The sequence below is a fragment of the Knoellia sp. S7-12 genome (assembly GCF_040518285.1).
Classification (GTDB): Bacteria; Actinomycetota; Actinomycetes; order Actinomycetales; family Dermatophilaceae; genus Knoellia.
Window position 1 is genome coordinate 1,276,785 of record NZ_CP155449.1, and the last position, 12,667, is coordinate 1,289,451.

At 67.8% G+C, this 12,667-nt stretch carries 11 protein-coding genes and 1 tRNA gene; 6 read left to right on the forward strand and 6 right to left on the reverse strand.

Going from position 1 to position 12,667, the window contains the following annotated elements:
- Positions 1-50: 50 nt before the first annotated feature.
- From V6K52_RS06190 to V6K52_RS06200, 3 genes are all read right to left on the reverse strand, one after another.
- Positions 51-1,385: an AarF/ABC1/UbiB kinase family protein gene (locus V6K52_RS06190; RefSeq protein WP_353953013.1), complete on the reverse strand. Its 1,335-nt coding sequence runs from the start codon at positions 1,383-1,385 to the stop codon at positions 51-53.
- On the reverse strand, positions 1,382-1,993 hold the full coding sequence (locus tag V6K52_RS06195) for a hypothetical protein (RefSeq protein ID WP_353953014.1): 612 nt from the start codon (positions 1,991-1,993) through the stop codon (positions 1,382-1,384). The genes V6K52_RS06190 and V6K52_RS06195 overlap by 4 nt, the downstream gene beginning before the upstream one ends.
- A gap of 136 nt (positions 1,994-2,129) precedes the next feature.
- Positions 2,130-2,291 (reverse strand): DUF5679 domain-containing protein, encoded by a 162-nt coding sequence (locus V6K52_RS06200; protein WP_009775774.1) that lies wholly within the window; start codon positions 2,289-2,291, stop codon positions 2,130-2,132.
- 274 nt (positions 2,292-2,565) lie between these two features.
- Between V6K52_RS06200 and V6K52_RS06205 the strand changes: the two genes are divergently transcribed.
- Positions 2,566-3,126 carry a M48 family metallopeptidase gene (locus V6K52_RS06205; RefSeq protein WP_353953015.1) on the forward strand — a complete coding sequence of 187 codons (561 nt, stop codon included), beginning with the start codon at positions 2,566-2,568 and terminating at the stop codon, positions 3,124-3,126.
- Positions 3,127-3,177: 51 nt separating this feature from the next.
- Here the strand turns inward: V6K52_RS06205 and V6K52_RS06210 are convergent, their stop codons facing one another.
- Together V6K52_RS06210 and V6K52_RS06215 are read right to left on the reverse strand one after the other, a co-directional pair.
- Positions 3,178-3,783, reverse strand: coding sequence for an NUDIX hydrolase (locus V6K52_RS06210; protein WP_353953016.1), 606 nt, complete (start codon positions 3,781-3,783; stop codon positions 3,178-3,180).
- On the reverse strand, positions 3,780-5,300 hold the full coding sequence (locus V6K52_RS06215) for a zinc-dependent metalloprotease (RefSeq protein ID WP_353953017.1): 1,521 nt from the start codon (positions 5,298-5,300) through the stop codon (positions 3,780-3,782). Before V6K52_RS06215 ends, V6K52_RS06210 begins: the two co-directional genes overlap by 4 nt.
- Before the next feature lie 88 nt (positions 5,301-5,388).
- Here V6K52_RS06215 and V6K52_RS06220 point away from each other — a divergent pair, with 88 nt between their 5' ends.
- Positions 5,389-5,844 (forward strand): molybdenum cofactor biosynthesis protein MoaE, encoded by a 456-nt coding sequence (locus V6K52_RS06220; RefSeq protein WP_353953018.1) that lies wholly within the window; start codon positions 5,389-5,391, stop codon positions 5,842-5,844.
- A 47-nt stretch (positions 5,845-5,891) separates the two neighbouring features.
- Complete coding sequence (locus V6K52_RS06225) at positions 5,892-6,977, forward strand: PDZ domain-containing protein (protein WP_353953019.1); 1,086 nt, start codon at positions 5,892-5,894, stop codon at positions 6,975-6,977.
- A gap of 81 nt (positions 6,978-7,058) precedes the next feature.
- Here the strand turns inward: V6K52_RS06225 and V6K52_RS06230 are convergent, their stop codons facing one another.
- Entirely contained in the window at positions 7,059-7,595 is a 537-nt protein-coding gene (locus tag V6K52_RS06230; RefSeq protein ID WP_353953020.1) for a PPA1309 family protein, read from the reverse strand.
- Positions 7,596-7,685: 90 nt separating this feature from the next.
- On the opposite strand from V6K52_RS06230, the gene V6K52_RS06235 reads away from it, so the two are divergent.
- The 3 genes from V6K52_RS06235 (at position 7,686) to V6K52_RS06245 (ending at position 12,627) form a co-directional block, all read left to right on the forward strand.
- Positions 7,686-10,805: a UPF0182 family protein gene (locus tag V6K52_RS06235; protein ID WP_353953021.1), complete on the forward strand. Its 3,120-nt coding sequence runs from the start codon at positions 7,686-7,688 to the stop codon at positions 10,803-10,805.
- A 71-nt stretch (positions 10,806-10,876) separates the two neighbouring features.
- Positions 10,877-10,950: transfer RNA gene (locus tag V6K52_RS06240), tRNA-Met, on the forward strand.
- A gap of 261 nt (positions 10,951-11,211) precedes the next feature.
- Positions 11,212-12,627 (forward strand): NAD(P)/FAD-dependent oxidoreductase, encoded by a 1,416-nt coding sequence (locus V6K52_RS06245; RefSeq protein WP_353953022.1) that lies wholly within the window; start codon positions 11,212-11,214, stop codon positions 12,625-12,627.
- Positions 12,628-12,667 lie beyond the last annotated feature (40 nt).

The window sequence follows — 12,667 nt, forward strand, 5'->3', positions numbered from 1 at the left end:
GCGCGACGCAGCCACACGGCATGCCCAAGAGAACGGCACATGCCGTTCGCTCAGTTCGGTGGCGGGACGGCGTCCTCGTCGATCCCGGGCACGTGGGCGAAAACGAGGTCGCGCATCGGCACGGTGCCACCGATCTGGCAGAGCACGCCGATGCTGCCCAGCCACACCCGGTGGATGAGCAGGTAGTCGGGTGGCAGGTTGAACTTCAGCCCGACGAGGAACCGCTCACGGCGTGGGTCCTGGATCGTTGCCGAGACCGAGCGCAACCAGCTGCGGCTGAACGTGAAGTTTGCGTGCTGGAACGGTTCCACGAACGTGCGCAAGTAGTTCAGAAGGGCAGCATCGGAGACCTCGACACCGGGACGGATGAAGCCTGCGCGCCGCAGCGTGGCACCCAGGGCTGCTTCGTCTGCGGCGAGGATGTGCGTGATGATCTCGCCCATGTCCGCTGGCATGCCGTGGGGCAGCCGGTTCACCGCGCCGAAGTCGAGGACGCCCAGCCGCCCGTCAGACGTGATCCGGAAGTTGCCCGGGTGCGGGTCGGCATGGAGGAGGCTGGCCCGGTTGGGGCCCCGCAGCAGGAACTCGAGGTAGAGGCCGGCTGCCTGGTCGCGCTCGGCGGGTGTGCCGTCGGCGATGACCTGGGACAGCGGACGCCCCTGCACCCACTCGGAGACGATGACCTGGTCGGAGTGGGCGAGCACGTCGGGGACGAAGACGTCGTCATCGTCGCGGAACGCCTTGGCAAAGACCTTCTGGTGCGTCGCCTCAAGGTCGTAGTCGAGCTCCTCGCTCATCCGGTCGCGCACCTCGTCGAGGATCGGGCCCATGGCGATGCCCGGGATCCACGCCCCAGCGAGGCGGGCAACGCGCGACAGTTGCGTGATGTCGGACAGGAGGGCTGCCCCGGCTCCGGGGTACTGCACCTTGACTGCCACCTCGCGCCCGTCGCGCCACACGGCACGGTGGACTTGGCCAATGGAGGCCGCTGCGACGGGGAGGTCTTCGAATGATTGGAACTTGGCGGTGCGCCATCGGGGTCCGAGCTGCTCAGCAAGGATCGCGTGCACCCGCTCGACCGCCATGGGCGGCGCGGCTTCCTGGAGCTTGGTCAAGGTGGCCCGATAAGGGCCCGCGAGCTCCTCGGGCATCGCGGCCTCCATGACCGAGAGGGCCTGCCCGAACTTCATGGCGCCGCCCTTGAGTTCGCCGAGGACGGCGAAGAGCTGCTCGGCGGTGCGGGTCTGGAGTTCGGCGGCAATGACCTCGGCGGGCGCCCCTCCCACTCGCCGCCCGAGGCCCACCGCCGCGCGGCCAGCGTGGCCGAGGGGCAGGCCCACGAGCTTGGCAGTGCGTGTCAGAGATCGTCGGGGGATGTCGCTCACCCGACCATTGTGTCCTGACTGCCTTGGGGCCATGCCCCGGATCCCGAGGCAGAGCAGGTGGCGCACATCGGGTGTCGGCCCCAGTGTCGGTGGGTGACGCTCGGCCCCTCGACCTCGAGCTCGGTCGAGACGCCGCTGAGACGGGTCGCCCCGGCGACGGCCGCGAGGATGACGCTCGCCGTCACGGCAGCCGTGAGGACACCGAGGCCACCGGAAGGCAGAGCCACGGAGTCGAGGGTGAATCGGCCGAGGGGAAGGGCTCCCACGGCATCGAGGTCGTGGGCGGTGAGGGCGTGGCAGCGCCAGCAGGCTCCCGACCCGGGGACGATGAGTGGCCCCACCACAGCGCTGGCTCCGTCGCACGTCACGGGCAGGTGGATGACGCCGTGGCGATGCCATGGAGCGGTCGCCTCGACGGTGACGGTCCGGTGGCCGACCAGGATGACGGCGGCCGGACGTTCACGCGGGCTGAGCCCGACGAGGGCCTCGGCGGCATCAGCTGCGAACGGACCGCCGTGCACCCGCGCTGCGCCAGCCAGGCGCAGCTGACGGCAGATCTCGTCCGGAAGGCCACCACGACCGTCCACGACGATTGCCGGCTGGACCATGGATGCCTCCCGAGAATGTGTGGTCTGGACAATCTGGCACACGGCGGGCAACGGCCCGTTTCGTCATCCACAGGCCGGGGCAAAGCAGCGGCCCCCGGCGAGCACCGGGGGCCGTTGGAACGAGAAGGCGGGGCGGTCAGGCCTTGCCGAGGATGCGGTTGAGGTTGGTGCCGCAGACGGGGCACTTGCCCTTGGCCATGCGTCGGCCGTTGTCGGAGACGACGACGTTGCCTTCGGCTTCGCGCTTCTCCTTGCACTTCACGCAGTAGAACTCGCCCTTGTAGGTCTCGTCAGCCATTGCAACTCCTTGGTCGTGGTGCCGCTGTGAGCGGCGAGGACTCTTTCACCCTAGACCGACTGAGCACGAATTCGTGCTGTGCCACGCTCAGCCGCGGCGCGTGGCACAGCAGCCTTCATGCCGCGAATCTGCCCCATTGTTCACACTGGTCACCTGAGTCTCAGTAGTCACCCTGGCGTCGCGCGGCGGGTCGCACGAAGGATTGCGCGGTCGCGGCCGACACCCACGCGGGGGCTCTCGGACAATGTCGGCGCTCTGGCCTAACGTGGAAGGCGTGAGCACCGAGGACGTTGAGGTCCGGCGCAGCGCGCGACGTCGACGCACAGTCAGCGCCCGTCGCGAGAACGGTCGTGTCGTCGTGCTCATCCCCGCGTCCATGTCTCGCGCCGACGAGCGGGTCTGGGTGGCCCGCATGCTCGACAAGCTCAAGGCCGGTGAGCGGCGTCGGCGTCCGAGCGACAAGGACCTCATGGCGCGTGCCACCGATCTCTCCGGGCGCTACCTCGGTGGGCACGCACGACCGCGAAGCATCCGTTGGGTCTCCAACCAGCGTTCGCGCTGGGGCAGCTGCACGCCCGCCGACGGCTCGATCCGGCTGTCCGACCGGTTGCAGGACATGCCGAACTACGTCGTCGACTACGTCATCCTCCATGAGCTCGCGCATCTGCTCGTGGCTGGGCACAACCGTGACTTCTGGACCCTGCTGCGGTCCTATCCCAAGCTCGAGCGCGCGCGGGGTTTCCTCGACGGGGTGGCGCTCGCCAAGGGGATCGACATCGCTGATGACGCCGACGAGGACCTGGGCGTGGAGGACGCCGAGGGCGCCTCCGCCTGAGCCAGTTCAGCGTCGCTCAGTTCAGCGTCGCTCAGTTCAGCGTCATTCAGATCAGTGGTGCAGTGCCTGTCGAGCTGCGTCGACGAGCGCGGTGAGTTCGGTGCGCGTGCCCTCGGGCAGGGCGTCGGCCGGCCACCACGCGACATCGAGGGACTCCTCACTGGTCGCCGGACGGACAGCCGGGTCGACGACGGCGGCGTAGCGCACGTCGAGGTGCTCACGGCATCGACCGAAGTCACCGTGCAGCCGGTGCTGGTTGAGCTGCACGATGGTGGGTTCCGGCGTGACAGAAGGGATCCCGGACTCTTCACGACCCTCGCGTATCGCGGCGGCATACAGGCTCGTGTCGTCGACCTCGAGGTGACCGCCGAACTGGAACCACTGCTTCGCCCGGCGGTGGTGCGTCAGCAACACCTGTCCGCCGTCGGGGCTGATGACGAGACAGCTGGCGGTGAGGTGGGCCGGCGGCCCGGCCTTCGCGACGCCGTCCGGGTGCCGCTGGAGATGATCGAGGTATGCCGCCCGCAACCGTTCCTGTGACGCGTCCGGTGCGCTCCACCCGGCCAAGGTCGTGGTCGCCTCGGCGTGCAGGTGCGCAAAGGCGTGCGCGACCGCAGCGTCGGCGGTGTCGGTGTCAGTGCCGGTCCGCTCGGTCACGGGGCGGGCGGTCGATCCGCCGCAGGGCCTGACTCGCCGGGCGAGCCACCGGAGGCATCCGGGCCCCCGGAGGTGTGAGGGCCGCCGGAGGTGCCTGAGTCGCCCGAACTGTCCGAGTCGCCCGAGTCGGCGCGCAGCAGCGCATCCAGCTCGGCATCGAACGAGTCGGCTCCTGCGGCTACGGCGTTCTGGCGCTCGACGTAGCCCAACGGGTCGTCGAGGTCCGCGGAGGCGGGGGCGACATCGGGGTGGGCCCACGCCGCGTCGCGCGCCTCGGCGCCACCCGAGGCCTCGAGTGCCGCGAAGAGGTTGGCGGCATCACGCAGGCGGCGCGGACGCAGCTCGAGCCCGACCAGGGCGGAGAACGTCTTCTCGGCTGGCCCGCCGCTGGCGCGACGACGGCGGACGGCTTCGCCCAGGGCGTCAGCCTGGGGGAGGTGCGACTTCACGGCGGCCGCGGTGACGACGTCGATCCAGCCCTCGATGAGGGCCAGGAGGGTCTCGAGGCGCGTCAATGCGGCCTTCTGTGCGTCGGACTGCTGCGGGGCAAACAGCCTTCCCGCGAGCGCCTGCTGCATCGCTTCGGGATCGGTCGGGTCGATGGAGCGCAGACCTTCCTCGATGGCCTCCGTGTCGATGGTCGTGTCGCGGGCATAGTCACGCACTGCTGAGAGCAGCTGCGGTGCGAGCCAGGGAACGGCGTGGAAGAGACGCGTCCGGGCGCTTTCACGCACGGCGAGCAGGAGTCGGGCCTGGGGCTCGTCGATCTCAAGGCCCTGCGCGAAGGCAGTGATGGCCTGGGGCATCAGGATGACATCGGGGGCGGGGACGAGAGGAAGGGAGACCTCACCACCGGTGAGGATCTCGCCGGCGAGCGCGCCCACCGCCTGGCCGAGCTGGACCGAGAACATCGAGCCCTGCATGCGCTTCAGCATCGGGCCCATCTGGCTCATCACTTCTGCCGGATTGGTCCCAGGGGGGACCATACCTTCGGGCAACCCGCCCTCGCCCAGATCGCCAAGCTGTTTGGTGAGGGCGTTGCCCATCGCGTCACTGACGCCGACGGCGATTGGGTCGACGAGCTCGCACCAGACGGGAAGGGTCGCCTCGACCCACTCGGCGCGGCTCCATGCGCGACCGGTGAGACCGGAGTGATCGAGGTCGGTGACAGCGTCAAGCCAGAGATTGGCGACGTCGACGGCCTGTCGTGCCTCCGCCGATGCAGCGGCGGAGACGGTTGGATCGCCCTCTGCCGCAACGGTCTTGCGGGCGATGTCCGTGGCGACGGTGGCATCGACCGCTCCGGACTCGTCGGCTCCGGCAAACATCGCCTGCACCTGTCCGGCCACCATCTGCAACATCTCTGGGTCGACCTTGTCCAGACCCATGCCGCGCATCATCTCGACCATCTGGGGGTCGAGCTCACGACCGCCGGTGAGCCCTCTGAGAACCTGCTCGAGTTCCGGCGGAAGGCCCGTGTCCTCGGGCTCGTCGGGGAGGTCTTGCGAATCGGTCACTGCTGGGCTCCTGTGGCGACGGTGAGAAGATGTGGTCTCATCAATACCCAACCACGGATGACCCGGGGATAGTTCCGAGGAGGAACGTGTGGAGCACGACGTGACGGGTGAGAGCTCGACGGCCGGCACGGTGTCCCTGGCGCAGATCCGCGAGGAGCCCCTCTCGGTCGACGAGGTCCTGTCGGCGGTCCAGGACCCCTCCTGCGGAGGCATCACCGTGTTTGTCGGTGTCGTCCGCGACCATGACCGGGGTCAGGACGTCGCCTCGCTCGACTACTCCGTCCACCCCACCGCCCAGGCCCGCCTGACCGAGGTCGCCGGAGTCGTTGCGGCGAGATCTGGTGCCGTGCACCTGGCGGCCCTGCACCGCAGTGGGCATCTCGAGGTCGGTGACATGGCCGTTGTCGTGGCTGCCGCCGCGCCGCATCGTGACGCTGCCTTCGCGGCCTGCCGTGACCTCATCGACACGCTCAAGGCGGAGGTCCCGATCTGGAAGCATCAGCATCTCGGTGCCGGTGGCACCGAATGGGTGGGTATGCCGTGAGCTCGTCCGATCCTTCCGCTCCCGTGAGTGGGGCGGCGGAGTCTGCCGTGTCCGATCGTGGGTCGGCCAACCCGAACCTGTATGCCGTGAGCCGCCGGAGTTCCGGTCTTCTCACCGCACTTTTCGTCGCCATCGTTGTGGCTGCTGGGCTTTCGTTCGTTCCGCTGCCCTATGTCGTCCTGCAGCCAGGTCCGATCACCAACACGCTCGGCGAGCTCGACGGCAAGCCGATCATCCAGGTCAAGGGCGCCACGGCATACCCCGCCAAGGGTGCCCTCGACTTCACGACCGTGCGCGTCGTGGGAGGTCCGGGCGTGCGCGTCGACGTCTTCGACGTCGGGCTGGCTGCGCTGCGTGACGACCAAGAGATCTTCAAGCGTGAGGAGATCTATCCCGAGGCGACGAGCCGCGAGGAGATCCAGCAGGAGAATGCCGCCGAGATGGTCGACTCGCAAGAGGTCGCGGCGGCGATCGCCTTGCGCGAGACCGGACGCACCGTGCCCGAGCGGGTCATCGTGTCGCAGGTTCCCGAGGGCTCACCGGCCAAGGGAGTCCTCGAGGCTGGCGACGAGTTCGTGTCCGTGGCGGGTGCGCCGACTACTGATGCGGCGGCCGTGCAGGCGGCGGTGCGCGCGCAGAAAGCCGGCAGCAACGTGGCCATCGTCGTCAAGCGCAAGGGCGCCGAGAAGTCGTTGTCCGTTCCGACTCGCGAGAATCAGGGCGCAACGATCATCGGCGTCCTGCTGGGTCGCGACTACGACCTTCCCGTCGACGTCACCATCACTGCCGGGGGAGTCGGGGGCCCTTCTGCGGGAACGATGTTCACGCTCGCGGTCTATGACGTCCTCACCCCCGGAGACCTCACTGGGGGCAAGAGCATCGCTGGCACCGGGACGATGGAACCCGATGAGTCCGTCGGACCGATCGGTGGCATCCGACAGAAGCTCCACGGGGCCCGTGACGGGGGAGCCGACTATTTCCTGGCGCCTGCCGACAACTGTGCCGAGGTCATCGGGCACATCCCCGAAGGGCTGACTGTCCTTCGGATCGGCAACTTCGACGACGCGCTCGGGGCGGTCAGGGCCATCGCCGCAGACAAGGCCGACACCGTGCCCACCTGTTCAGCCAGCTGACCGACCCGTTGCCCCGGTGGTGCGGGTAGTCAGCGCCGATGAGCGGTGCAGGTCGGCGCGCGAAGGGCACTAAGTCGGTGTTCAGTCGGTGAACGTTGCGCGCAGGGCGGCCACGAGCCCAGGAGCGATGTCGGAACCCGTCGCAACCCGGTCGTCGCGGTCGTGATCACGTTGCCGGAGCAGGCAGATGCTGCGGCCGTCGCGCGTTGCTGCGGCGAGAAGGCGGACGTCACGGCGGTCGGGATGCTCGGCCAAGGCCGCCACCGCGGCCTCACGATCGGTGGGAAGGCCCCGCTCCGCATCCGGCGGGACGACAAGTCGCTCGACGACGATCGCGCACCCTTCGACGGTCTCGGGCCACGCGATCTGGCCGAGCAGCGACTCGATCGACTCGTTCGTGGGGAGGTCCTCCTGCTCGATTGCCGTGAGGGCCCCGTGCACCTGGTCAGACACTGTCAGCCCGGTTGCGAGGTGCGGTTCACGTTTGAGGAGGTCGGCGGTCGGGACGAGTGCGAACAGGCGCGGCGGCTGGTCCCAGCCGGATGACGCGACATGGCGTTCGGTGTCGAGAGCGGCAAGGGAAAGGGGGTCGGTCACAGGCTGAGAGGCGGAGGTCACGAACCCATCGTGCCGCACTCATGTTCGCGGGATAGGTTGGCCTCCAGCCCGGGCCCGCCTGGGGAGGCACGGACGTGGAGTCAGCAAAAAGTGAGCCGGTCAGAGTGGTTCGACGGGATCAACCCCGACGACGCAGACAAGGGGCCCGGTTCGTCCGGGCCTGGCGGTCCGGGGCGGCCATCTCGCCCTGAAGGTCCGGCAGCTGGTGGGTCTGGGCTTGGCGGTCGGGTTCGCCCTCACCCCTCGGGGACACCTCCCAAGCGTGGGCCGCTCAGCACGACGCTCGCCATCCTCGCGGGGCTCGTGATCCTTGCTCTGCTGATTTCTGGGATCCTCACCGACCTCTGGTGGTTTGACTCCGTCGGTTTCCGCGACGTCTTCATGACCCAGCTCGGCACCCGCGTCTTCCTCTTCATGGCAGCCTTCATCCTCACGGCCGGTGCGGTCGCCGCAAGCCTTGTCACGGCATACCGGACGCGTCCACTGCGCATTGCGCCCTCGCCCTCTGCGCAGGTCCTCGACCAGTACCGCCAGGTCCTCGACCCGCTGCGGCGCCTCGCGACGGTCGTCGTCCCGTCGGTTCTCGGCCTGCTCGCCGGTGCTGCGGCGATGGGCGCCTGGCGCACGTTCCTGTTGTGGCGCAACGCTGTTCCATTCGGGACCAAGGACAAGCAGTTCGGTCTCGACGTCGGATTCTTCGTCTTCACGCTGCCGTGGCTGAGCTTCCTCGTCAGTTTCTTCACCGTGATCCTGCTTCTGGCCCTCATCGCGGCAGCGTTCACCCACTACGTCTATGGCGGCCTCCAACTGCCCGGTCGCGGCACCACGACGCGCGCCGCGTTCATCCAGATCGCCACTATTGCCTCGCTGCTCGCCCTTGTGCGGGCCGCGGCCTATTGGCTGGACCGCTACAGCCTCACAACCCACGAGTCCAGGCTGATCACCGGCATCACCTACACCGACGCCAACGCGGTCCTGCCCATCAAGGCGATCCTCGCTGTCGCCACCGTGATGTGTGCCGGCTTCTTCATCGCCGCGATCTGGACCCGGAGCTGGCGCCTGCCGCTCATCGGCGTCGGCCTCCTCACCGTCCTCTCGATCGTCGCCGGCGGTCTCTACCCGGCGGCCGTGCAGTCCCTCAAGGTGCGACCGTCCGAGAAGTCGCTCGAGGCCCAATACATCCAGCGCAACATCGACGCCACCCGCGCCGCGTTCGCCATTGACGGCATCGAGAAGACGCCCTATGCCGCCACCACCGACGCCGCGCCCGGGCAGTTGCGTGAGGACGCCGAGACGATCCCGGGGATCCGGCTCGTCGACCCCAACGTGGTCTCGCCGACGTTCCGCCAGTTCGAGGGTCTGCGCCCCTACTACGCGATGCCCGACATCCTCGACGTCGACCGCTACGCGCTGGACGGCAAGAAGAGTGACTCGATCGTGGCCGTTCGTGAACTCAACCTCGGAGGCGTCCCCGCGAACCAGCGCAACTGGCTCAACGACCACACCGTCTACACCCACGGCTTCGGGTTCATCGGCGCCTACGGCAACAGGCGCACGAGCGAAGGTGACCCCCAGTTCTTCTCCCGCGGGTTCTCCACCAAGGGCCCATTGGGGATGGACTACGAGCCCCGAATCTACTTCGGTGAGCAGTCCCCCTCCTACTCGATCGTGGGCGCCCCCGAGGGTGCCAAGCCGCGCGAATTCGACTACCCCGACGACGGGGGAGAGGGAGGTCAGGCCAACAACACCTTTGACGGCAAGGGCGGAGTCGCGATCGGTTCGTTCATCCGCAAGATCGCGTATGCCGTGAAGTACCGCGAGCCGAAGTTCCTCCTGTCGGACGCCGTGAACAGCGACTCGCGCATCCTCGATCACCGGCAGCCGCGCGAGCGTGTCGAGCGGGTGGCTCCCTGGCTCACCATCGACGGCAACTCCTACCCGGCCGTCATCGACGGGCGGGTCAAGTGGATCGTCGACGGTTACACGACCTCCCAGCGCTACCCCAACAGCAAACTCACCGACCTGACCGAGGCGACGTCCGACTCGGTCAGCACCACCTCGCGAACCGTCGTCACGGGCGCAGGTCAGGTCAACTACATCCGCAACTCGGTGAAGGCCACCGTCGACGCGGCGGACGGTTCGGTCAAGCTCTATGGCTGGGACACCAGCGACCCCATCCTCAAGGCGTGGAGCAAGGCCTTCCCCGGCGCTGTGTCGCCTCTCTCGGAGATGTCTTCGCAACTCATGTCGCACGTTCGCTACCCGCAGGACCTCTTCAAGGTCCAACGCCAGTTGCTGGCGAGCTATCACGTGACCGACGCGGACTCGTTCTATGGCGGTGGCGACTTCTGGCAGATTCCCAAGGACCCGACCCACACCACCGCCACGCAGGATCTGCCGGTCTACTACCAGTCGCTGGCCATGCCGGACCAGACTGCGCCAGCATTCTCGCTCACGACGACCTTCATTCCTTCGGGCTCGGGTCGCGAGATCCTGCGCGGCTTCCTGGCCGTGGACTCTGACGCCGGGACGACGGCGGGCAAACCCGCGGGAACCTATGGGTCGATGCGTCTGCTCGAGCTGCCACGCAACTCCGCCGTTGACGGACCGGGGCAGGTGCAGAACCAGATCGAGGTCTCGACTGCTCGGTCCCAGAGCCCGTCAGAGCCTCTCAACCTCAGTCAGTTCATCGCACAGAACCGACAGGCGGGCAAGCAGCTGACCTACGGCAATCTGCTCACCCTGCCCGTGGGTGAGGGCCTGCTCTACGTGCAGCCGATGTATGTCCAGGCATCTCGTGAGGCTGGCTCGTTCCCGCAGAACAAGGCGACTGTCGCGGTCTTCGGCAAGCGAATCGCCTGGGGCGAAACCCTCGACCAAGCTCTTGATGGCCTCTTCGGAGGCAACTCCGGAGCAGATGCCGGTGACGGCGGATCCACCCCGGGCACGACTCCGCCTCCGACAGGCGGTGGAACGCCGCCGACGACAACGCCCAGCGCGCAGCTCGCCGAGATCATCAGCGACATCGAGGCGGCCAACGCGGCAGGTCAGGCGGCTCTCAAGAAGGGTGACTTCGCGGCCTACGGCGTCGCCCAGAAGGAGCTGCAGGACGCCATCGCGCGCGCTGCGGCTCTGAGCCCTCAGCTCACGACAGCGCCCGCACCAAGTGGTTCCGCGTCGCCGACAGCGACGCCAAGCCCTTCTCCCTGACCGGATTTGGCGCACGGGCCACCGTCCCGTAACCTAGGGGATACCGAGAGGCCGCAAGGTCACTCACCCGACGCGGGGTGGAGCAGCTCGGTAGCTCGCCGGGCTCATAACCCGGAGGTCGCAGGTTCAAATCCTGCCCCCGCTACGAAACTTCAGGCCCGGAATCCACGGATTCCGGGCCTGAAGCCGTTTCAAGGCGTGGTCGACCTTCTCATCGGGTCGGGTCCGATGCGCTGATCACCCGTGGCAACCACGAGGTGTGAGGTCCGATAGAATCGGAGGCGCTACCAGAGCAAACCTTGGTCGCAGATCACACCACAACGGCGTGTCGTCACTTCGACGACTCGCCGTTTCTTGCATCTAGCACCTGCGTGGCAGCACGCGGTGGTCTCCCGGGAGGCACAGCATGGCCCCGCATCGCGTCGTCGTCATCGGCTCCGGCTTTGGCGGCCTGTTCGGAACCCAAGCGCTGAAGCGTCGTGACGACGTCGAGATCACTCTCGTGGCCAAGACGACCCACCACCTTTTCCAGCCGCTGCTCTACCAAGTCGCGACCGGCATCCTGTCCGAGGGTGGGATCTCCCCGAGCACCCGCGAGATTCTCGCCAAGCAGAAGAACGCACGCGTCATCCTCGGCACCGTCGTCAGGATCGACCTTGCGGCCAAGACAGTGACCAGCGAGGTTCTCGGCCGCGAGACCGTGACGCCGTTCGACACCCTGCTCGTCGCAGCAGGTGCCGGGCAGTCCTACTTTGGCAACGACCAGTTCGCTGAGTACGCCCCCGGCATGAAGAGCATCGACGACGCCCTTGAGCTGCGTGGCCGCATCTTCGGTGCTTTCGAGTGGGCCGAGCTCGCGACCGCCCCAGCCGAACGCGATCGATACCTCACCTTCGTTGTCGTCGGTGCTGGACCCACGGGCGTCGAGATGGCCGGTCAGATCGCCGAGCTCGCCCACCGCACCCTCAAGAGAGACTTCCGGGCGATCGACACGCGTCAGGCGCGGATCGTGCTGCTCGATGCCGCCCCCCAGGTCCTGCCGTCGTTCGGCGACCGCCTCGGTGGCGCCGCCAAGAACCGCCTCGCCAAGATGGGTGTCGAGGTCGAGCTCGGCACCAAGGTCGTCGGAGTCGACTCGACGGGCATTGACATCGAGAAGTCCGACGGGACCCACGCACGCATCGAGGCCGCGACGAAGGTGTGGGCCGCCGGCGTCCAGGCCTCTGAGCTCGGCGCCATGCTCGCTGACCAGTCCGATGCCGAGCTCGACCGCGCGGGACGCGTCAAGATCAATCCCGACCTCACCCTGCCGGGCCGTCCCGATGTCTACGTCGTTGGTGACATGGCCTCGCTCGACAACCTGCCGGGTGTCGCGCAGGTTGCCATTCAGGGTGCTCGCTACGCAGCCAAGCACCTCAAGGCGCGTCTCGACGCCAAGCCGGCACCGGAGCCGTTCTCGTACTTCGACAAGGGCTCGATGGCAACCATCTCGCGCTTCAGCGCTGTCGCGAGTGTCGGCAAGTTGCGCTTCTCCGGGTTCCTCGCCTGGGTCCTGTGGCTCGGGATCCACATCGTCTATCTCATCGGGTTCAAGCAGCGGATCACCACGCTGCTGCACTGGATGGTGAGCTTCATCGGCCGCGGCCGCTCGGAGCGCACCGTGACCGCGCAGCAGATCCTCGCCCGCAACATCATCGCCAAGATGTCTCCAGAGGACCTGCCCAAGCTCCCGGTGGTCGAGTCCGACCACGTCCAACCTGACGACGTCGAGCCGGCCAATCAGGGCGTGCCGGACGAAGCCGAGGCCGAGCGCGCGAGCTGACCGGACGGCATACCGGCGGGGCACCGCTCCCTTCGGGCGT

What these genes read in the sequence shown, in the direction of transcription:
- V6K52_RS06195 (WP_353953014.1), bottom strand. Translation starts at nt 1,993, where the DNA reads ATGGTCCAGCCGGCAATCGTCGTGGACGGTCGTGGTGGCCTTCCGGAC.
- V6K52_RS06200 (WP_009775774.1), bottom strand. Translation starts at nt 2,291, where the DNA reads ATGGCTGACGAGACCTACAAGGGCGAGTTCTACTGCGTGAAGTGCAAG.
- V6K52_RS06245 (WP_353953022.1), top strand. Translation starts at nt 11,212, where the DNA reads ATGGCCCCGCATCGCGTCGTCGTCATCGGCTCCGGCTTTGGCGGCCTG.